The sequence below is a fragment of the Virgisporangium aurantiacum genome, assembly GCF_016863635.1.
In the GTDB taxonomy this organism is placed as follows: Bacteria; Actinomycetota; Actinomycetes; order Mycobacteriales; family Micromonosporaceae; genus Virgisporangium; species Virgisporangium aurantiacum.
On record NZ_BOPG01000079.1, the window covers coordinates 12,519 to 33,646 of the forward strand.

Consider the following 21,128-nt stretch of genomic DNA (forward strand, 5'->3'; position numbering starts at 1 on the left):
CACGGCGTCACTGTCGTCGTCATGAGGTTCAATACTTTCCCGTCGCCGGTGGAGGACTCGGTCAGCGAGGTCCTCCCGATCACGTGGAGACCGCTGCGGTATCCGGGGTCCGATACGGCCGGCGTTGGCGCTCCCGGACAGCCCTTTGTCTCGCCGCCGGCCGCGGCCTGAATTGACTTCGTCAGCATCCGAGCCAGATACAACTCGCTGATCTCCAGGTTGACTGAGGTGGTGGCAGACTGGGGTTGCGGCTCGGGATGGCTTGTGGGCAGGACAACGTCCGGAATCTGCTCAGCCTCTCCTGGTTGACCGATAACGCATCCCAGGCTGGCGGCGCCGAGAAGGGCCGCGAGAGTGAGTACGACCGCACGCTGTCGCGCGTCTTTCATGGTGACCTCCTACTTGGTCGGATCCTTTCCATGTCGCCAGTCATCGATGTCGGTGCGCACAAATTGATGCTGGGGTCGTTCATCACACTGAACGAATTTCCTTGGCCCCGGTTCACGGAAATCTGTGATGCCCGGCGTATCCCGGCCGACCGGTGGGAGTCCGTCAATGTCCAGGACGACCGCCTGCCGGTGGTCGGCGACCGCCGGCGAGGTCCCTTCGCATCGGCGCTCCTATACGCCGGATTTCTTCGCCCGTCGCCGGGACGGAACCGCACTGGTCCTCGACGTCCGGCCGGAGCACCGGGTCCAGACACGTGACGTTGAGTTGTTCGCTGCCACCCGCCGGGCGTGTGATCTCCTCGGCTGGGAGTGCCGGCTGGTGCACGAGCCCGAGCCGGGCGAACGTGCGATGGGTGGCCGGCTACCGATATCCGCAGTGCCGGCGCCCGGACGTGGCCGGCCAGGACTAGAGCCTCGACACGCCAGCATCAATCCAGCAGATCTGATGCGGCCGGCTCCATCAACACCGAGGGGCCGCGATGCGAGTGGTGCGGGTGCACTCCCCGGGGTGACTGGCTCGGTGACCACCTTCGTGGTGACGGCACGGAGAAGGATTTGGATTTCGAGGACAGCACACGGCCCATGCCGATGGGGTAGAGGGGCGCAGCGAGACGAACTCGACTCCGCGCAGAGGAGCCTGAAGGGATCAGCCCGTGACGCCACAGCAGCACACAGACGCCGAGATCGCCGACTTCCTGATCGGCGACGTTGATCCGACCGTTTGAGGATGGCCGGCGATCGACGCGCGTTTCGCGTATGCGTTCGCGTTCGCCCTGGGCGTGGCGAACTCCGGTGGTCCCAACGAGACGGCGGCCCAGCAAGTGGCCGCCGTGCAGCGTGGCGTCCGAGTCCGCGACATCGTCGTCCGCCGTTGGGGCAGCAGCTGCTGCTGCACACCCAGATCCCAGCGCGCAGCCGTCAATTCGCTAGCTTCGCCCGGCCAGCGGCACGCAACCCGGCCGGGCCGCCGCAGCGCGGCAGGAGCTCGAGCACGGCCGGGTGATGCACGTTCGGACCGAGAATCCGCTCCAGCGCTGGGTGGATCTGAGTGAGCAGCCCTCTGTGGCGGCCGGGTCCGATCTCGTTGTGTCGTTCGGCGGTCTCCGCGTTGGTCAGGTTGGTCTGGAGGTCTCGGATGATGGCGGTGAGTTGGCGTTGGAAGCTGCCGGCGGCCTCGGTGACGAGGAGCAGCAGGACAGGTCCGGCGGTGTGGATTCCGACCCCGACCCCGACCCCGACCCAGTCCTGGGCCAGGGCGGGGCGGGCGGTGTTCAGGATCAGGGTCATGACAGCGGTTGACCATTGCAGGGCGGTGACCCAGCGATCCTGCCGGGCGTATTGGTGGAGGACGCGGTCGCCGATGAGGCTGACGCACATGGCCTGATCGATCATGACGGACAGCAGCCACGCGACGTGCGGCCAGACGCCGTGATCGATGAGTAGGCCGGTGACGTTGATCGCTCCGTAGATCACCCGATGGCGATGCCCGGACCGCGGCCGTGATCCGTCGACGGGTCCGGTGAAGGTCGGCGATGTCGGCCGTCAGGATGTCACCGCAATCCGTGAGGAGAGGGCCACGGCGCGGTACGAATGGTCGGCCCTCATGCGAGCGGGTGGGGTTCGTCGGTGAGCGCGGCGAGGGCGGCGGCGACCTCGGGCAGGCTGGCGCGGACGTAGGTGGTGGTCGGGCCTGCCTTGTTGCTACCGCTGTCGGTGTGGCCGGCGTAGGTGCGGGCGACGCCGTAGCCGAAGCTGCGTTCGACCCAGGTCAGGGTGGTGTGGCGCAGCCAGTGGGTGCTGATCTGCTGGGTGGCGACCCAGGGCAGGTGTCGGCCGATGCGGGCCCAGAGGTGGTCGTAGCGGCGCCGGGTGATCGGCCGGCCGTTGCGGTAGCGCAGGACCGGGGTCGGCGCCGCCGTCCGTGCCGCAGTCGGTGGTGCCGTGCGGTCGGTGAGGTGTTGCTGGAGGTGGCGCATGAGGGTGGGGGAGACCGGTTGCCACCGCACCGTTCCCCTTCTTCCGCAGCAGGATGAGGCACTGGTCCGGGTCCAGGTCGGCGGGCAGCAGCGCGAGTGCGCCGCCGCGGCGGCAGGCGGTCTCGGTGTGCAGGCGCAGGAGCAGGCTGTCCAGGACGGGGTCGTCGCCGGTCGTGGCGGCGATGTCGTTGATCTGGGCCAGGCGGGTGTCGGCGACGGCGCGGCGGGTGCTGGGCAGCCGGCGGGGCTTGTCGACCTTGCGGGCCGGGTTGTCGGCCTCGTCGATGTGCCCGTCGGCGACCGCGTGCCGGTAGAGGCAGCGCAGGGCGGCGATGAAATGCTCGCCGGCGCTGCGGCCGCCGCGGGCGTTGCGCCGGACGACGACGTTGGCGCGGATCTCCTCCATGAGGGACTTGATCTCGGTCGGTGTCGGTTCGTCCAGCTGCCGCTGGCCCCAGTGTTCGGTGATCCGGTTCCAGTAGGAGCCGTAGACCCGGCGGGTGCCGGCGGTGACCGCGGCCGACACGAGCGGGACGTACGCGGCGAACGTCGGTGCCGGCGGCCGGTCCGGCGCGACCTGGGTCAGGTCGGCCGGGTTGATGCCCAGCCGCGACAGCAGCAGCAACGCCGCCTCGATGTCTGCGGGCGTCGGGGACGACGAGGCGGTCACCGCACCTCACCGCCGTCCAGGACGGCGGCATGGAACCGTTCCACCATCGCCGCGACCGCGGCGGGCGGATGGACCACCAGCAGCCCGGCGCCCAGCCCGGCAGCCGGGTCGGCCGTCAGCAGCACCCGGTGACCCGTGGCCAGGCCGCACCAGTCACGAACACCGGCGGGAATCCGGACCTGCCCCGGGCGGGTCATCCGGAACACCGCACACGGATCCGCGGCGGTCAGAACCAACCCCGCCCGGACCCGGATGTCCAACCGGGTCCCGACGCCCCACCCCAGAGCCGCCAGCACGACAGCCTCGGCCAACCGACCGTCACGGTCGACCGTGGCCACGCCGAACACCAGCGACCCGGAATCCGACGACGGCCGAACCGCGGGCAACGGCAGCGGTCCACGGGGACCCCCCGAGCGAACCGCACGCCCGACCGGAGCAGTCGACGGAACGACCGGGCGCACCACCCCGGCGGTCACGACGGCCGCCAGGAGCGCGCACGCAAGGGGAGAGAGGAGAAGGTGGCTGGGTGGTCAAGCGCACTCAACCACCAGAACGTGAAATCACGCAAATTTGCGGGGTGCTGGTGTCCGAGGGGGGACTTGAGCCCTGTTAATGCGCCTAGCAGGTTCTCGGGTGTCAGAAGATCGGGGCAGGTGAAGGGCCACCACCGCGGCGCCTGTCCCGACCCCTGTCTGGCGCGCGGTATGGGCACGCACGCTGCGGGATCCGGGCCGCTGACGAACCAGGTCGCCGAGCTCGTAAACGGGGGGTTTTCGGGGGGCTGGAGATCATTTACCGCATCAAACCGGCTCTGTGACCTACGTTTCCGCAGTTCACAGAGCCGGAGCGGTGGGGCCGGCCGGATTCGAACCGGCGTCCTCCAGCTTGGGTACGGGCGCGTCGACCTCTGCGCTACGGACCCCACCGGGCGGCGACGTTATCAGAGGTGCGCTACGGCAGGTCGGCCGGTGCGGTGAGTCGGCCGGTGACGGCGGTCGCGGCGGCCACCGGGGGAGAGACGAGGTGGGTGCGGGCGCCGGGTCCCTGGCGGCCCTCGAAGTTGCGATTGGAGGTCGACGCGCTGCGCGCGCCCGGCGGCATCCGGTCGGGGTTCATGCCCAGGCACATGGAGCAGCCCGCCGCCCGCCACTGGGCGCCGGCGCGGGTGAACACCGTGTCCAGGCCCTCCTCCTCGGCCTGCGCGCGTACCCGCATCGACCCGGGCACCACGAGCATCGTCACGCCGTCGGCGACCGTGCGCCCGCGCAGGACGGCTGCGGCCGCGCGCAGGTCCTCGATGCGGCCGTTGGTGCACGAGCCGACGAACACCGTGTCGACGGCGATGTCGCGCATGGCGGTGCCGGCGCGCAGGTCCATGTATCCGAGTGCCTGCCGCGCCGCGGACCGGGCGAGCGGGTCGGTGAACTCCTCGGGGGCGGGCACGCGGCCGTCGATGGGTACGGCCTGCGCGGGGTTGGTGCCCCAGGTGACGAACGGTGTCACGGCGGCGCCGTCGACGTCGACGACGCGGTCGAACGTCGCGCCGGCGTCGCCGGGCAGCGAGCGCCAGCGGTCGAGGGCGCGCTCCCACGCGGCGCCGGTGGGCGCGTGCGGGCGTCCCTCCAGGTAGGCGAACGTGGTGTCGTCGGGCGCGACCATCCCGGCCCGGGCACCGAACTCGATCGACATGTTGCACAGCGTCATCCGGGCCTCCATCGACAGCGCCCGGACGGCGCTCCCCCCGTACTCGACGATGTGTCCGGCGCCGCCGTTGACGCCCACCCGCGCGATCACCGACAGGATCAGGTCCTTCGCGGTGACGCCCGTGGGCAGTTCCGCGCCGACGCGCACCGCCATGGTGCGCGGCATCCGCTGCGGCAGCGTCTGGGTGGCGAGCACGTGCTCGACCTCGCTGGTGCCGATCCCGAACGCCAGCGTGCCGAACGCGCCGTGCGTCGACGTGTGCGAGTCGCCACAGACGATCGTCATGCCGGGCTGGGTGAGCCCGCGCTGCGGCGCGACCACGTGCACGATGCCCTGTTCGAGGTCGCCGACCTGATACAGGGTGACGCCGAACTCGGCGCAGTTGCGCCGCAACGCCTCCACCTGCGTGCGGGACATGGGGTCCACAATGGACAGACCCGTGGTGGGTACCGCGTGGTCCTCCATGGCGAGCGTCAGGTCGGGCCGGCGCACGGCCCGGCCGGCGGCGCGCAGGCCGTCGAACGCCTGCGGCGAGGAGACCTCGTGCACCAGGTGCAGGTCGACGTAGAGGAGATCGGGCTCGCCGTCGGCGCGGCGCACGAGGTGGGCGTCCCAGATCTTCTCGACCATGAGACGGCTCATGACGCGTACACGGCTTCCGCGAGCCGGTCGGGCGTGAGGTCGGACCGTTCGACGACGCGGTGGCAGCGGCCGCCGCGGAACACGTGCACCCGGTTGCACAGGTGCGCCAGGTCCTCGTGCTCCACTGTGGACAGCAGCACCACCGCGCCGGCGGCCGCCGCGTCGGACAGGTGGGCGAAGATCTCCCGCTTGGCGCCCACGTCGACGCCCTGGGTCGGCTCGTGCAGGGCGAGGAGCTTCGGCCGCCCGAGCATCCACTTCGCCAGCAGCACCTTCTGCTGGTTGCCGCCGGACAGGTACCGCAGCGCGGTCTCGGTGCGCCGCGGCGAGATCCCGAACCGCTCGACCTGTTCCAGCGCGGCCCGTCGTTCCCGTCGCCGGGCGACGAACGCCCGGAACCTTGTGAACGCGGGCAGCGTCGGCAGTGTCATGTTCTCCCGCACGGTCAGCGCGGGCGCGCACCCGGTCTGCGCGCGGTCGGCGGGCAGCAGCGCCATGCCGAGCCGGATCGCCGACCGGGGCCGCACCGCCGCGGCCGGCAGTTCCGTTCCGGCGAACCGGATCCGGCCGCCGCCGGCGGGGCGCGCGCCGGTGAGAAGGTACGGGACCTCGTCGTAGCCCGACCCGGGCAGCCCGGCGAAACCGATGATCTCGCCGGGCCGCGCGGTGAACGACAGGTCGGCGAGGCTGCCGCCGCTCAGGTTCGACACCGACAGCAGCGCCTCCCCGTCCGGCGACGGGGTGTCGGGATACAACTCCTCGACCGGGCGGCCGAGCATCAGGGGAAGGAGGTCCTCGGTGGCGTCGACCGTCGCGACCAGGTCGCCGCCGCGCAGCACGGCGACGCGGTCGCACAGCTCGCGGACCTCGTCGAGCCGGTGCGAGACGAACACGATCGCGGCACCGTCGGCCGCGAGACCGCGCAACACTCCGAACAGCCGCTCCACGCCGTCGTGCGGGAGGTACGCGGTGGGCTCGTCCAGAACGAGCAACGGGTGGGAGGACCCGGTCTCCTCGATGTCCGCGAGCCCGCGCGCCACCGCCACGAGGGCCTGCTCGGTGACCGACAGCTCGCCGACCCGCGTGTCCGGATGGGCGTCCAGACCCACCTGTGTGAGGAACCGCCCGACCCGGGCCCGCTCCGCCGACCATCGGATCCGCCACCCGAACCCGGTGTCGAACCTGGCGATGCGCAGGTTCTCCAGCACCGTCATCGACGGCACCAGCGCGAGATCCTGGTGGATGAAGGCCGCGGCGTCGAGATGGATCCGCGCGCCCGGATCGGGGGAGTGATACCCCGACAGGATCTTGATGAGCGTCGACTTGCCGCTGCCGTTCTCGCCGATGAGGCCGAGGATCTCCCCCGGCCGCACGGCGAGCGTCACGTCGTGGAGCACGCGGACGCCGTCGAAGGTCTTCGAGACGCCCGCGAGCTCCAGAACGGGTCCTTCGTCCACTACTTGGTCCACAGTGCCGGGAACTTCGTCCGGTAGTCCGTGGACCCGTACCAGGAGAACTCGTCGCTGCCCTGGATCAGGTTCGCGTTGCTGGTGTCGTAGATGCGCAGCCCCACGTTGTAGTTCTGGATCGGGGCGGTGTCGGTGAGCGCCCGGAAGATGGCGTCGGTGCAGGCGTAGGCCCACCACTCGTTGTGGCCGCCGATGTCGAGCTTGAGCCCGCTGGCCGGGTCCTTCAACTGCTCCACGATGCCGGGGGTCGCGTTGAACGCGCCGACCTTCACCTTCGAGCCGGCGCCCGCGGTGCGGATCGCGCCGAGGCCGGGCAGGGCCTGCCCGTCGTAGAGCGGCAGCAGGTACGTGCGGGTCGGGTCGCTGTTGACGGTGGTCTGGAACAGCGTCGGCACCGACGTCTGCCACTGCGGGATCTGCACGTCCTTGATCTGGATGTCGCAGGCCGGGCAGAGCCGCTTCACCTCGCTCGCGGTGGCCTGCGCCTGTGGTTGCGACGCGGGCACGTCGTCGGAACTGACGACGAGTCCCTTGCCCTTGCCCTGCGAGTCGGCCACCATCCAGTCGCCGATGAGCTGGCCGACCTTGACGTAGTCGAACGAGACCTCCGAGTACTGGCCGTTGTCGACCTTGCCGGGCACGCCGGTGTTGGCGCTGATCACCTTGATGCCGGCCGCCTTCGCCCGGGTGATCTGCGCCTGGAACAGCTGTGCCGGCAGGGCCTGGAACACGATGACGTCGGCCTTCTGCGCGATCGCCTGCTCGAAGCCCTTGTTCGCCTCGTCGACCGAACCCTTGGCGTCGATGACGTTCATGCTGACGTTGCCGTACTGCTGCAGCAGCCGGGTGACCGCGTCGCTCCAGTACTTCAGCACGGGGATCGAGTTGGAGACGCTGATGTAGGTAACCTTCTTGCCCGACACCGGCCCGATCTTCACGGGCGCGTCGGGGCCCTGCCACTTCGGCGGCTGCCGGTACTCGTCCACGATCTTCTGGGCCTCGGCGATGCCGGCGGCCGCGTCGGTGGCGGTAGGTCCGACGCTCTGCGTCGGGGTGTCCGATGGGGTCTCCTCGTCGGTGCAACCGGCCGCCAACACGGCGATCACGGCCACGACGACACCTGTTTTGAGGCGCAGTGAACTACGGGACATGGGGGTCCCCTCCCGGGCTTTCCGAAGAAGTTAGGCGAATGTGGGGAGTTTGCGGTGACCCGCGACGTGGCTGAGCGTCACGGCGGCCACGAGTGAACCGCCGTAGAACACCTGCTCCGGCCAGCCGGCGTACCCGAGGTACTGCAGGCCGGTGATGCCGGTGGTGAGGAAGTAGACCGCGACGAACGAGCCCCAGGCGTTGAAGCGCCCGGGGACGATCGTGGTCGAGCCGAGGAAGGCCGCGGCGAACGCGGGCAGCAGGTAGGAGGCGCCGGCCTGCGGGTTGGCCGCACTGTTGGTGCCGGCGAGCACGATGCCGGCCAGTCCGCCGAGGGTGGACGTGGCGACGAGTGCGCCGGCGCGGATGAGCGTCACCCGGAGGCCGGCCAGGCGGGCCACTTCCCGGTTCTCGGCGATGAAGACCATGCGCCGGCCCAGCGGGGTGTGCTGGAGAACGAACCAGAGAACGAGGCAGAGCAGCAGCCCGCAGTAGAACGGAAGGGGGATCCCGAACAGGAACGGGTCGGTCACGAACCGCACCGTCTTGGCCGAGATCCCGGTGACCACCTTGGAGTCGGAGATGCCGAGCGTGATCCCGGTCAGCAGCGTGCCGGTGCCGAGGGTCACGATGATCGAGGGGACGCCGAGCAGCACGGCCACCGTGGCGTTGACGGCGCCGAACAGCGCGCACACCACGATCGTGACGGCGATGGCCGGGCCGGGTGGGAGGCCGTGCACGCCGTCGAGCACGGCCACGAGACAGCCGCCGAACCCGACGACCGACCCGATGGACAGGTCGAACTCCTGCACCGCCAGCGAGATCATCACGCCGAGCGTGGCGATGAGGATGACGGTCTGCGTGCTGAGGATCAGCTTGACCGTCGAGGCGGACCCGAACGAGTCGGACCGCCACGAGAAGAACAGGACGACGAGCGCCCACACGACGAGGACGGCGTACCGTTCGACGGTCTTCACGAGGCGAGCCTTTGCAGGACCGACTCTTCCGACCACACCTCGCCGTACTTGGCGGCGATGTCGAAGAGGTTCGCCTCGTGCGGGCGCGGGTCCCGGTCGCCGACCGCCTCCCGGACGACCACCGGCAGGTAGCCGTACGAGATCGCGTCGACGGCCGTCGCCCGCACGCATCCGCTGGTGCTGACGCCGCACAGCACCAGCGTGTCGATGCGCCCGGAGGCGAGCGTCGCCGACAGCGACGTCCCGAAGAACGCGCTGGCGTACTGCTTCACGATCACGAGTTCGTCGTCGCGGGGCGCGATCTCGGGCATGATCTCGCCCAGCGTGCTGCCGGACCCGCGCACGAAGTGCTTGAGCGCGCCCACCTTCTTGAAGAACAGCCCGCCGTCGATCCCGCCCGGCCCGTACTCGACCCGGGTGTAGATGACCGGCACGCCGCGCGCCCGGGCCGCGTCGACGACCCGCACGGCCGAGTCGAGGCAGTCGCGGTTGCCCATGTACAACTCGGCGTCCGGCTCGAAGTACGCCCGCACCATGTCGATGACGAGCACCGCCGGCGCCGTACCCCATTCCAGGGGACGGCCGAAGCCGGCGCCGGCGTAGTCGTCCGACAGGTCGTTCATGCCTGTACTGGCTGCTTCGGCGCGGGGAGGCCGGTCTCGGCCTCGCAGTTGGCCAGGATCTCCGCCAGCGGCGGCCCCATGTTGAACACGGCCGGCTCGGGTCGCGTGGCCCGGAGATCGTCGCGCGTCGAGTCGGTGGCCGCGCCGTCGACGGTCCCGTCGTCCTTCAGCACGACGCCGTAGCGCTCCGCGCCCGCTGCCGACACGAGGCCGCGCTTCACCTCCAGGGCAACGAGATCGGGGTCGCGCTTGAGGGGATCGCCCCAGCCGCCGCCGCCCCAGGTGACGAAGTGCAGCACGTCGCCCTTCGCGACGGCCACGTCGTGCACCTTGCTCGGCAGGATCTCGCGGGTGCCGTCGGCCCGATCGATCCACTTGCGACCGCGGGCGCCCGGGTCGCCGCCGTTCACGCCCCACGGGTAGGTGAGCCACCGGTCGTCGTGGATCGCGATCGTTCCCGGCTGCAGGAACCGGTACGCCACGTCGACGCCGTTGCCGCCGCGGTGCAGGCCGGCGCCGCCGGTGTCGGGCACCGTCTCCCACTTCTCGATCCGCAGCGGGTAGTACGACTCCAGGTACTCGCAGGGGATGTTCACGAACGACGGCCACAGCGAGTGCCCGTCGGGCCCGTCGCCGATCGGGCGGCCGGGGATGCCGCCGAAGCCGATCGAGTACAGCTGGAACCACTCGCCCTTGCGGTCGCCGTCGGCGTAGTGGCCGGAGTACATGAAGTGCGGCGACGACGAGAAGCCCGCCGCGTTCAACAGGTCGGGGTTCTTCTGGCCGAGCAGCCCGCCGAAGAGGTCGAAGATGCGCCCGACGCCGTGGTTGCGCGCGTTCAGCGCCGCCGGGAACTCCGGTTTCCAGAACGACTTCTCCGGGATGTGGACGTCGACGAGCGGGTAGAACCCGTCGTTCCACAGGATCTGCGGGTCGGCCACGGTGATCATGTAGATCCCGAAGAACATCCGGGCCAGGTTCTCGTTCAGGTAGTAGTTGATCGGGCCGGGCGACTGGGCCGAGCTGCCGGTGAAGTCGAGCAGCACCTTGTCGCCGGTGCGGGTCAGCGACAGCTTCAGCTCGTACGGGCCGTAGCCGACGCCGTCGTCGCAGATGTAGTCGGTGAAGCTGATCGTCTCGCCGTCGGCGAAGACCATGGCCAGCAACGTCTTCATCGCGTCGTAGTTGCGTTGCAGCAGGGCGTCGAGCGCCGACAGGTACGTCTCGACGCCGAACCGCGCGCACAGTTCCTGGATCCGCCGCGACGCGGTGCGGCACGCCGCCACGATCCCGTTGAGGTCGGCCCGGTTCCAGTCGGGCTGGCGCACCTGGTTGAGGATGATGCGCAGCGCGTCCTCGTTGAGCTTTCCGCCGCTGTAGAGCTTGAACGGCGGGATGACCACACCCTCCTCGAAGATGGTGTGCGCGTCGGTGGGCATCGAGCACACCGTCTTGCCGCCCACGTCGGACATGTGCCCGAACATCGACGACCAGCCGACCACCCGCCCCTCGACGTAGATCGGCATCACCACGAGCCAGTCGTTGGCGTGGCTGATCGCGCCGTCGCACGAGTACGGGTCGCTCGTGAGGAGCACGTCGCCGTCGTTGATCGTGCCCTCGTACCGGTCCAGCAGCGCCGGGATCGACAGGCCGAACTGGCCGACCACCATGCGCCCCTGCGCGTCGCCGATGAGCGGGAACTCGTCGTGCTGCTCGCGGATGCCGGGGGACAGCGCGGTGCGGAACAGCACCTCGTCCATCTCGTAGCGGGCGTTGCGCAACGCGTTCTCGATGATGTCGAGCGTCACCGGGTCGACGTCGACCTTCTCGACGGCACCGGTCGCGGTCTCGATGATCTGGGCCATCTCAAACCCCTTCAACAGGACGGATCAGGAGCGAACCGCTCGGATGCACGGTCGCCGCGTGGCCCGGGAGGACGAGGGTGGTGGAGTCCATCTCGGTGACGATCGCCGGACCGGTGACCACGTTGCCGGCCAGCAGCTTCGCGCGGTCGTACACGGTCGCCTCGGCCGCCGCACCGTCGACGTGCACGGTCGTGGTGGTCCTGATCGCCGCGCTCGCGTCGGCGCTTCCTTCGGAGAGCGGCGTCACGGCCACGTGCGGGCGCGGACCGGAGACCGACGCGCGGATCGACACCAACTCGTGCTCGTTGCTGAGCAGGAACGAGAACAGCCGCTCGTGCTCGGCGTCGAACGCGGCGCCGAGCGCCTTCAGCCCGGCGCCCTGACCTTCGGAAGCAGGGTCGTCGAAGTCGTCGAGGCTCGCCGGCACCGTGATCTCGAAACCCTGCCCGTGGTAGCGGATGTCGACCTGGTACGTCACGGTCTGGTCGGAGCGCGCCACGCCCTCGGCCTCCACCGTGGACGCCGCGGTCTCGGCCAGCTCGGTGAAGATGCCGCGCAGTTCGTCGTCGGTGAGTTCGGAGAACCGCCGGATGTACGTGCGGGCGGCCTCGTCGCGAAGGCTCGTGGTGGCGTCGCCGTACGCGCACAGCACGCCCGGCGACGGCGGGATGATCACCGGCCAGGCACCGGTGAGCCGGCCCAACGCGTTGGCGTGCAACGGACCGGCGCCGCCGAACGCCACGAGTGCGAACTCGCGCGGGTCGTAGCCCTGCTGCACCGACACCAGCCGTAGCGCGCCGAACATGTTCTCGTTGACGATGTCGACGATGCCGGCCGCGGCCGCCTCCACGCTCGGGAGGCCCATCGCGTCGGCGACGGTCTGCACGGCGGCCCGGGCCGCCTCGCGGTCGAGCGAGATCTCGCCGCCGGCGAGTTCGGTCGGCAGGTTGCCGAGGACCACGTTGGCGTCGGTGACCGTCGGCTCGGTGCCGCCGCGACCGTACGCGGCCGGGCCGGGATCCGCGCCGGCCGACTGCGGGCCGACCCGCAACGCCCGGGTCAGCGCCGGAACGTGGGCGATCGAGCCGCCGCCGGCGCCGACCGTGCGCACGTCGACCGACGCCGACCGCACGGTGAGGTCGCCGACCCGCGTCTCCCGGCCGACCCGCGGCACGCCGTTCTGCACCAGGGCCACGTCGGTGGACGTGCCGCCCATGTCGAACGTCAGCAGGTCGGTGTAGCCGGCCTGGGTGGCGGCCCACACCGCGCCGCTGACCCCGCCGGCCGGTCCCGACAGCAGCATCGACACCGGATTGTCGGCCGCGGCGGTGGCGCTGGACAGGCCGCCGTCGCTGCGCAGGATGTACAGCTTCCTGTCGAGCTTGCCGGTGAGGTTCTCGATGTAGCGGGCCACCTGCGGCTGCACGTAGCCGTTCGCGACCGTGGTGATGGTCCGCTCGTACTCGCGCAGTTCCGGCAGCACCCGCGACGACACCGAGATCGGCACGCCGGGCAGTTCCTCGGCCGCGATCGCGGCGATCCGGGCCTCGTGCCGACCGTCCACATAGGAGTTGATGAGGGAGACGGCGATCGCCTGCACGCCGTCGGCCTTCAACCGCCGCAGTTTGGCGCGGATGTCGTCCTCGTCGAGCGGCGTGATGACCTCGCCGTCGGCGCCGATCCGCTCGATCGCCTCCACCGTGTGCTCCAGCGCGGCGAGCGGTTCCGGCTTCGGCCAGATGATCCAGCCGGCCAGCCCGCCCGGCACGAACGACCGGGCGATCTGGAGCACCTGCCGGAACCCGGCCGTGGTCACCAGGCCGACCTTCGCGCCCTTGCCCTCGAGGATCGCGTTGGTGGCCACCGTGGTGCCGTGCAGCACCTGGCCGACCTCCGCGAGCGACGTCGCCGCGGCGGCGCAGGCCTTCTCGATGCCGGTGAGGACCCCGACCGACTGGTCGTGGGGCGTCGACGGCGTCTTGGCACGGTAGGACGTGCCGCTGTCGGAATCGATGAGAAGGATGTCGGTGAAGGTTCCGCCGACGTCCACGCCCAACCGGTAGCGCATCGCGTCTCCTTTCAGGATTTTCTAGATGACGCCGGCGTCGGTGAGTCGGCGAAGGTCGTCGTCGCCGAGGCCGAGCAGGCCGCGGTAGATGTCGTCGTTGCTGGCGCCGAGCGCCGGGCCGGTCGAGCGCACCGCGCCCGGCGTGGCCGAGAGTTTGGGGAACACGTTCTGCATGGCGATCTCGCCGAGCCCCGGGTCGGTCAGTTTCACGATCGCCTCGCGGGCGGCGAAGTGCGGGTCGGCGAACATGTCCTTCGCCTTGTAGATGCGCCCGGCCGGCACCCCACCCCGGTGCAGCGACTCCAGCAGGTCATCGGCCTCGAAGCCGGCGGTCCATTCCGCGATGATCGCGTCGAGGACCTCCATGTACTCGCCGCGCGCGCTGTGCGTGGCGAAGCGGGGATCGCCGACGAGATCGGGCCGACCCATCACGTCGGCCAGGCGGCCGAAGACGCTGTCCTGGTTGGCCGCGATGAGGACGCTGTCGCCCTCCTTCGTCGGGTACACGTTGCTGGGCGACACGTTCGGCAGCACCGGCCCGGTGCGCTCGCGCTGGTACCCGGCCAGCTGCCACTCCGGCAGCAGCGACTCCATCATCGCCAGCACCGACTCGTAGATGGCGGCGTCGACCACCTGCCCGCGTCCACTGGTCTTCCGCTCATGAAGCGCGACCAGCGTGCCGATCGCCGCGTGCAGCGCGGCGAGCGAGTCACCGAGCGAGATGCCCGCGCGCGACGGCGGCTCGTCGGCCGACCCGGTGACGTACCGGATGCCGCCCATCGCCTCGCCGATCGAGCCGAACCCGGCCCGCGACGAGTATGGACCGCTCTGCCCGAACCCGGTGACCCGCGTGACGATCAGCCGCGGGTTGAGCTCCCACAGCTGCTCCGGCGCCAGGTTCCAGCGCTCCAGCGTGCCGGGCCGGAAGTTCTCCAGCAGCACGTCCGACCGCTTGACCAGTTCCCGCACGAGGTTCTGGCCCTCGTCGGTGCGCAGGTCGCACGTCACCGACTTCTTGTTGCGGGCGACGACCGGCCACCACAGCGACTTCCCGTACGGCTTCTCGCGCCCCCACTGGCGCATGGGGTCGCCGTGTCGCGGGTCCTCGAGCTTGATGACCTCGGCACCGAAGTCGCCGAGCACCTGGCCGCAGAACGGGCCGGCCAGCAACTGGCCGAGCTCGATCACACGGACGTCGCGGAGCGGCAAGGCTCGCGTCATGGGTTCTCCTCTTGGATCTCATAGGCGGCGCCCCTCGACCGGCGCGGCCCGAGCAGCGACGCGCGCGCCGACAGCAGATGCGCGTGCATCACCGCCTCGGCCCAGTCGCCGTCGCGGGCCCGCAGCGCCGCCACGATCTCCAGATGGTGGGCGACGCTGCGGCGGCGGGCCGCGTCGTCGAACGCGTGCAGCGTGCGGACCAGCACCGAGCTGTGGATGAGCTGGTTGACGGTGGCGGTGACGACGGTGCTGCCGGCCAGCCCGTTGAGCGTCGCGTGGTACTCGGCGTTGAGGCGGTACACCTCCTCCAACCGGCCGGCCTCCGAGTGGTCCCCGAGGACGGTCGCGATGTGTTCCAACCGGTCGATGTCCGACTCGGTGGCGGTCTCGGCGGCGATCCGGGCGGACAGGCCCTCCACCCGCGACCGGATCTCGAAGATGCGTTCGAGGTCGGTGCGCGGGTACTCGACCACTCGGGCGCCCTTGTTGGCCGTGATGTCGACGAGCCCCTCGGCGGCGAGCCGGCGCAGCGCCTCGCGGACCGGCGTGCGGCTCACGCCGAGCTTCTCGGCCAGCTCCACCTCGGCCAGCCGCTCGCCGGGGACGTACTCCCCGCCGAGGATCCGCTCGCGCAGCTGGTTCACCGCGCGGTCGCTGGCTGCCGTCATGGACGTCTCCGTTCGCTGGTTGCATACATGTAGTCGATCCTCCGGGCAGTTCACAAGGGTTTCGGGCTGCATTTCTTGGAGATTGCATACATCTCTCGACGAGTGCTAGACAGAGGCATGGCACCGAACCGCACCGTGGAGATCGTGGAGGTCGGGCCGCGCGACGGCCTGCAGAACGAGTCCGCCCTGGTGTCCACAGCGGCGAAGATTGCATACATCGAGGCACTGGTCGACGCCGGCGTCCGGCGCGTCGAGGCGACCAGCTTCGTGCACCCGAAGCGCGTGCCGCAGATGGCCGACGCCGAGCAGGTGATGGCGGGTGTCCCGCGCGACCGCGGGGTCAGCTACATCGGGCTGGTCGTCAACGAGCGTGGTCTGGACCGCGCGCTCGCCTGCGGGGTCGACGAGGCCAACGTCGTGGTCGTCGCGTCGGAGACGTTCAGCCACCGCAACCAGGGCATGTCGATCGCCGAGGGGGTGCGGTCGTTCGAGGCGATCAGCGGACGCGCCGTCGGGCTCCGCGTCACCGCGACGATCGGTGCCAGCTTCGGGTGCCCGTTCGAGGGTGAGGTGCCGGTGTCGACGGTCGCGTCGCTCGCGCGGCAGTGCGCGGAGGCGGGCGCCGACGAGATCGCACTCGCCGACACGATCGGGGTCGGCGTCCCCGACGACGTCAAAATTCTGGTGGACGCGGTGCGCGCGGTGACCGACCTGCCGCTGCGGTTCCACTTCCACAACACCCGCAACACCGGCTACGCCAACGCGTTGACAGCGGTCTCCCTCGGCGCGGCGGCGCTCGACAGCAGCGCCGGCGGCATCGGCGGGTGCCCGTTCGCGCCGGCGGCCACCGGCAACATCGCGACCGAGGACCTCGCGTACGCGTTGCGCCGCACGGGCGTCCACTCCGGGCTGGACCTCGACAAGGTGATCGCCGCGGCGGCGTTCATCGGCACGGAGCTGGGCGCGGCGCTGCCCGCGCTGCTCGGCCGCGCCGGCGACTTCCCGGGGTCCCTCTCCGCGGAGCGGGCGCGGTGAAGGCCGCGATCATGACCGAGGTCGGCGCCGACCTGACCGTCGCCGACGTCGACCTCGACGAGCCGCGCGCCGGCGAGGTGCGCGTCGACCTCGCGCACGTAGGGGTCTGCCACTCCGACCTGCACTACATGGACGGCTCGCTGCGCACCGGGCTGCCGGTGATCCTCGGCCACGAGGCGGCCGGCGTGGTCGGCGCCGTCGGCGCGGGCGTCTCCGACGTCTCGCCGGGCGACCGCGTCGTCCTCACGATGGCGCCGTCGTGCGGTCGCTGCTACTGGTGCGCCCGGGGCGAGCGGACGCTGTGCCAGCGCTTCGCCGGCATGGTCGGCGGCGCCTACCCCGACGGGTCGACGCGCCTGTCGTGGAACGGTTCCCCGGTGCGGCGGGGGCTGGTGCTCGCCGCTTTCGCGCGGTCGACCGTGGTTCCGGCGGAGGCCGCGGTGCGCGTCTCCGACGACGTGCCCACCGAGATCGCCGCCGTCGTCGGCTGCGCCGTGCAGACCGGGTTCGGCGCGGTGTTCAACACGGCGCGGGTGCCGGCCGGATCGTCCATTGTGGTCAGTGGGCTCGGCGCGGTGGGGTTGTCGATCGTGCAGTCGGCGGTGGTGGCCGGCGCCACCACGATCGTCGGCTGCGATCTCAACGCCGGGCGGCGCGAGCGCGCGCTGTCGAAAGGTGCGACACACGTCGCAGATCCGGACTCGCTGACGGGTCTCGTGCGCGCCCTCACCGACGGGCGCGGTGCCGACTTCGCGTTCGACGCCGTCGGCCGCGGCCCGGTGGTGGAGAGCCTGATGAAGGTGACGCGCAACGGCGGAACCACGGTGATGGTCGGTATACCGTCCACATCGGACACCGTGACGGTGAAGGCGTTGGTGCACGCGTTCTACGAGAAGAAGCTGGTCGGATGCTATCTCGGATCGGCGAACCCGCACCGTGACTTTCCCCGCATCCTCGACCTGTGGCGGGCCGGCCGCCTCGATCTCGCCGGTATGGTGACGGCACGCCGCCCGCTCGACGAGATCAACCTCGCGATCGCCGACCTGCGCGCCGGAACCGGCGTGCGCACTGTACTGGAGATGGACTCTTGAGATACGACAGCGCCTTCATCGACGGTCAGTGGCAGCCGGTCTCCGGCACCGAAACGCTGGGTCTGGTCGACCCGTCGACCGAGGAGGAGTTCGCGTCGGTCCGCCTGGCCGGCACCGCGGAGGTCGACGCGGCGGTGGCCGCCGCCCGGGCCGCCGGCGCCGCCTGGCGCGCCGCCGACCGGATCTCCGTGCTGCGCAAGGCGCGCGAGGCGATCGAGAAGCGGCGCGCCGAGTTCGCCGGGCTCATCACGCGCGACATGGGCTGCCCGCCGAAGATCGCCGACCTGGTCCAGGTCGGCACCCCGCTCGCCGTGCTCGACGGGTTCCTCTCCCTGTCGGAGGTTCCGGACGAGACCATCGCGCACTCGCTCGTCGTGCGCGAGCCGATCGGCGTCGTCGGTGCGATCACCCCGTGGAACTACCCGCTGCACCAGGTGGTGGCGAAGGTCGCGCCGGCGCTGCTGGCCGGCTGCACCGTAGTCCTCAAGCCCAGCGAGGTCGCGCCGTCGGCCGCGCTGCTGCTGGCCGAGGTGTTCGACGAGGCGGGCCTGCCGCCCGGCGTGTTCAACGTCGTGGTCGGCACCGGTCCGGTGGTGGGCGCCGCGCTGGCCGCGCATCCCGGCGTCGACATGGTGTCGTTCACCGGATCCACCGCGGCCGGCCGGCTCGTGTCGCGCGCCGCGGCCGACACCGTGAAGCGGGTCGCGCTCGAACTCGGCGGCAAGTCGGCGAGCGTCGTCCTGCCCGACGCCGACCTCGCGAAGGCGGTGAAGGCCACCGTCAGCAACGCGTTCCTCAACTCCGGACAGACCTGCACCGCGTGGACGCGGCTCCTCGTCCACCGCGACCACCACGACGAGGCGGCCCGGCTGGCGGGGGAGTTCGCGTCGGCGATGGCCGATCGGCTGGGCCCGCTGGCGTCGAAGGCCCAATGGGACCGCGTGCAGGGCTACCTGGCAGCCGCCGACGCGACCCTGGTGGCCGGCGGCCCCGGCCGGCTGGAGAACCGCGACCGCGGCTACTACTGCAAACCGACCGTGTACTCCGGCGTCGCGCCGTCGTCGGTGCTCGCCCAGGAGGAGATCTTCGGACCCGTCCTGTCGGTGATCCCGTACGGCGACACCGACGAGGCGGTCGAGATCGCCAACGGCACCCCGTACGGCCTGGCCGGCGGCGTGTGGGCGGCCGACAACGAGACGGCACTGGCCGTCGCGCGCCGGCTGCGCACCGGCCAGGTCGACATCAACGGCGCCCGGTTCAACCCGCTGGCCCCGTTCGGCGGCTACGGCCAGTCGGGCATCGGCCGCGAGATGGGCAAGTTCGGCTTCGACGAGTACCTGGAGGTCAAGGCGATCCAGCTACCGGCGTGACGTCTATGTGGCGATCAGGTCGTCAACGGCGAGGCCGGAGCCGGCGTAGCGAACCGGAATCTGCTCCCCGAGCCGGTACTCGACGCGTGTGCGGTAGCCCGTGGGAATCGGATCGGTGTGCTCATAGATCGCCTGCTGAGTGATGACCCAGTAGACGGCATAACCCGCCTGGCCGTACAGGCTTGCCTTGACGTTGAGGTCCTGGATGACGGTCTCATCGGCGACCTCGACGACGAGCAGAACGTCGGAGGCATCCCAGACGGAAAGCCGCGTCCCGACCGTGCCGATCGGGTCGGCGTCGTCTCGACGTACCCAGCAGTCGGGATCGGGTAGCGAGCCGCCCGTGGGAAGCGTCGCCGTGGTCACCCTCACTCCGGTGCGTGGCAGCAGTGCCAGGAGTTGGCCGACAGTGTCGCCGTGCCAGGAACCGATCACCACTGGCCAGATCGCTCCTTCGACGAGTTCCACCCGGTGGTCGAACGCTCCAGCTTCCCAGGCACGCAGGAACTCGCTCTGACTCCAGTGGTAGGCGAGAGTGGACTGGGACACAAGCCCGAGCATATCAACGAGTCGGGCCCGGCGGTTCTCCTCGAATACGCGCAGTCGGGCGTCGGCGTGCCGGCGAACCGCTCGATCGAACCCGCCTCCTGCATGTCGAGGAGGTCCGGCAGGTCCGCGACCGTGGCCGGGCGCAGGAGCGGGCTCATCGGGCGGGCGCCCAGGCGGCGGCCAGCCGGTGGACCACCTCGGTGAGCGTCGCCGGTGCGGCGACGAACGGCACGCGCAGCTGTGCGCGTCCACCGCCGGCCGGATCGAACGCCGACCCCGGCAGCACCGCGACGCCCAGCCGCAGCGCGGCCTGGGCGTAGATCGACGCGTCGGTGTCCGGGAGGGTGACCCACAGCGTCTGGCCGCCCAGCGCGGGCGTGAACCGCCAGTCGGGCAGGTGCCGGCGCAGCAGGGCGACCAGGTGGTCGTGCCGCTCGCGCAGCAGCGTGACCCGGTGCCGCCGCACGGTGTCGAGGTCGTGCACCAGGTGGGCGGCGGCCAGCTGGGACAGCGTGTTGCCGCCGAGGTCGTGCATGGCGCGCAGCCGCGCGAGTTTGCCGACGGTGGCGGCGTCGGCGCGGATCCAGCCGACCCGCAGGCCGCCCCAGACGAGTTTGCTCAGCGAGCCGACGGTGATCACGTCGGACATGTAGGCGGCGACGGGAACCGGGTGGTCGGAGAACCCGAGGTCCACGAGCACCTCGTCGTCGATCAGCGGGATGCGCAGCTCGGCGGCCGCCCGGGCCAGGCGTTGCCGCCCGAAGACCGGCACCAGGCTGCCGGTCGGATTGTGGAAGCTCGGCGTCAGGTAGGCCAGCGCCGGCCGGACGGTCCGCATCGCCGCGGCGAACGCGTCGACGTCGAGACCCGCGTCGGTGACCGGAACCGTGTGGAGCACGGCGCTCGCGTCGCGGAACAGTTCGATCGCGCCCGGGTACGTCGGCGTCTCGGTGAGCACCGCGTCGCCGGGCGCCAGGAGCAGCCGGGTCAGCAGCGCGAGCGCCTGCTGGGCACCGGTCGTGACGAGGATCTGGTCGGGGGTGGTCGGCACGCCGCGGTCGGTGTAGCGGTCGGCGAGCGCCCGCCGCAGCGACGGCACGCCGCGGGGATGGATCCCGAGCCCGCCGGTCAGCTCGGTCAACGCGCGGGTGTGCGCGGCGGCGAACTCGGGCGGCAGGTCGTCGGGCGCGGCGCAGGTGAGGTGCAGCACGCCGTCGTCGGGACGGTCGAGCAGGTGCGCGAACAGCGGGTTGCGGCCGGCGTCGGTGGTCGGCGAGACCGGTTCGGCGCGCACGCGCGTCCCGCTGCCCTGCACCCGCGCGAGCCGCCCCTCCTGCCGCAGGACGTCGTACGCCGCGACCACCGTGCTGCGACCCACGGCCAGCGCCGAGGCGAGCCGCCGGTCGGGCGGCAGCAGGCAGCCGTCGGGCAGCTCGCCGGCCTCGATCAACTGCCGGAGCCGGGACGCGAGCAGCAGGTACAGCGGGCCGCGGCCGGCCGACCAGCGACCGGTGAGGGCCAGCAGCGCGTCCATTCCGATTGGCTCCATCGGCAAACCAATTTGCCGCCATTGGCGCTGTCCGTCAAGCCGCGGGCGGCACA

Annotated in this window: 16 protein-coding genes and 1 pseudogene; 3 read left to right on the forward strand and 14 right to left on the reverse strand. The window is 70.9% G+C overall.

The window, feature by feature from the left end; all coding sequences use genetic code 11:
• Positions 1–1,376: 1,376 nt before the first annotated feature.
• The 12 genes and pseudogenes from Vau01_RS50045 to Vau01_RS50100 all read right to left on the reverse strand — a co-directional run.
• A pseudogene (locus Vau01_RS50045) lies at positions 1,377–1,517 on the reverse strand (IS110 family transposase); the annotation flags it as partial.
• Positions 1,518–2,150: 633 nt separating this feature from the next.
• The gene (locus tag Vau01_RS50050) at positions 2,151–3,095 is read right to left on the reverse strand and encodes a site-specific integrase (RefSeq protein ID WP_239152589.1); all 945 of its coding nucleotides are present in this window, start codon (positions 3,093–3,095) and stop codon (positions 2,151–2,153) included.
• The gene (locus Vau01_RS50055; RefSeq protein WP_204008210.1) at positions 3,092–3,433 is read right to left on the reverse strand and encodes an AbrB/MazE/SpoVT family DNA-binding domain-containing protein; all 342 of its coding nucleotides are present in this window, start codon (positions 3,431–3,433) and stop codon (positions 3,092–3,094) included. The genes Vau01_RS50050 and Vau01_RS50055 overlap by 4 nt, the downstream gene beginning before the upstream one ends.
• Positions 3,434–4,046: 613 nt before the next feature.
• The gene (gene leuC / locus Vau01_RS50060; protein ID WP_239152591.1) at positions 4,047–5,441 is read right to left on the reverse strand and encodes a 3-isopropylmalate dehydratase large subunit; all 1,395 of its coding nucleotides are present in this window, start codon (positions 5,439–5,441) and stop codon (positions 4,047–4,049) included.
• A complete protein-coding gene (locus Vau01_RS50065; protein ID WP_204008212.1) occupies positions 5,438–6,898 on the reverse strand; it encodes a sugar ABC transporter ATP-binding protein in 1,461 nt (486 codons plus the stop codon). Before Vau01_RS50065 ends, leuC begins: the two co-directional genes overlap by 4 nt.
• A complete protein-coding gene (locus tag Vau01_RS50070; protein WP_204008214.1) occupies positions 6,898–8,061 on the reverse strand; it encodes a sugar ABC transporter substrate-binding protein in 1,164 nt (387 codons plus the stop codon). The genes Vau01_RS50065 and Vau01_RS50070 overlap by 1 nt, the downstream gene beginning before the upstream one ends.
• Before the next feature lie 30 nt (positions 8,062–8,091).
• Positions 8,092–9,036 carry an ABC transporter permease gene (locus tag Vau01_RS50075; protein WP_204008216.1) on the reverse strand — a complete coding sequence of 315 codons (945 nt, stop codon included), beginning with the start codon at positions 9,034–9,036 and terminating at the stop codon, positions 8,092–8,094.
• A complete protein-coding gene (locus tag Vau01_RS50080; protein ID WP_204008218.1) occupies positions 9,033–9,659 on the reverse strand; it encodes an isochorismatase family protein in 627 nt (208 codons plus the stop codon). The genes Vau01_RS50075 and Vau01_RS50080 overlap by 4 nt, the downstream gene beginning before the upstream one ends.
• On the reverse strand, positions 9,656–11,524 hold the full coding sequence (locus tag Vau01_RS50085; protein WP_204008220.1) for a hydantoinase B/oxoprolinase family protein: 1,869 nt from the start codon (positions 11,522–11,524) through the stop codon (positions 9,656–9,658). The genes Vau01_RS50080 and Vau01_RS50085 overlap by 4 nt, the downstream gene beginning before the upstream one ends.
• 1 nt (position 11,525) lies before the next feature.
• Positions 11,526–13,592, reverse strand: coding sequence for a hydantoinase/oxoprolinase family protein (locus Vau01_RS50090; protein ID WP_204008222.1), 2,067 nt, complete (start codon positions 13,590–13,592; stop codon positions 11,526–11,528).
• 21 nt (positions 13,593–13,613) lie between these two features.
• Positions 13,614–14,813, reverse strand: a complete 1,200-nt coding sequence (locus tag Vau01_RS50095) for a CaiB/BaiF CoA transferase family protein (protein WP_204008224.1) — start codon at positions 14,811–14,813, stop codon at positions 13,614–13,616.
• The gene (locus tag Vau01_RS50100; RefSeq protein ID WP_204008226.1) at positions 14,810–15,481 is read right to left on the reverse strand and encodes a GntR family transcriptional regulator; all 672 of its coding nucleotides are present in this window, start codon (positions 15,479–15,481) and stop codon (positions 14,810–14,812) included. Before Vau01_RS50100 ends, Vau01_RS50095 begins: the two co-directional genes overlap by 4 nt.
• 117 nt (positions 15,482–15,598) lie before the next feature.
• On the opposite strand from Vau01_RS50100, the gene Vau01_RS50105 reads away from it, so the two are divergent.
• Genes Vau01_RS50105 through Vau01_RS50115 form a run of 3 tightly spaced genes read left to right on the forward strand, consistent with a single transcriptional unit; the run spans position 15,599 to position 18,977 of the window.
• Complete coding sequence (locus Vau01_RS50105; RefSeq protein ID WP_239152593.1) at positions 15,599–16,516, forward strand: hydroxymethylglutaryl-CoA lyase; 918 nt, start codon at positions 15,599–15,601, stop codon at positions 16,514–16,516.
• Positions 16,513–17,607, forward strand: coding sequence for a Zn-dependent alcohol dehydrogenase (locus Vau01_RS50110; protein ID WP_204008228.1), 1,095 nt, complete (start codon positions 16,513–16,515; stop codon positions 17,605–17,607). Before Vau01_RS50105 ends, Vau01_RS50110 begins: the two co-directional genes overlap by 4 nt.
• A complete protein-coding gene (locus tag Vau01_RS50115; RefSeq protein WP_204008230.1) occupies positions 17,604–18,977 on the forward strand; it encodes an aldehyde dehydrogenase family protein in 1,374 nt (457 codons plus the stop codon). The genes Vau01_RS50110 and Vau01_RS50115 overlap by 4 nt, the downstream gene beginning before the upstream one ends.
• A 3-nt stretch (positions 18,978–18,980) precedes the next feature.
• On the opposite strand, the gene Vau01_RS50120 is transcribed toward Vau01_RS50115, so the two are convergent.
• Together Vau01_RS50120 and Vau01_RS50125 are read right to left on the reverse strand one after the other, a co-directional pair.
• On the reverse strand, positions 18,981–19,445 hold the full coding sequence (locus Vau01_RS50120; protein ID WP_204008232.1) for a Uma2 family endonuclease: 465 nt from the start codon (positions 19,443–19,445) through the stop codon (positions 18,981–18,983).
• A gap of 235 nt (positions 19,446–19,680) precedes the next feature.
• Positions 19,681–21,075: an aminotransferase-like domain-containing protein gene (locus tag Vau01_RS50125; RefSeq protein ID WP_204008234.1), complete on the reverse strand. Its 1,395-nt coding sequence runs from the start codon at positions 21,073–21,075 to the stop codon at positions 19,681–19,683.
• Positions 21,076–21,128: the final 53 nt, after the last annotated feature.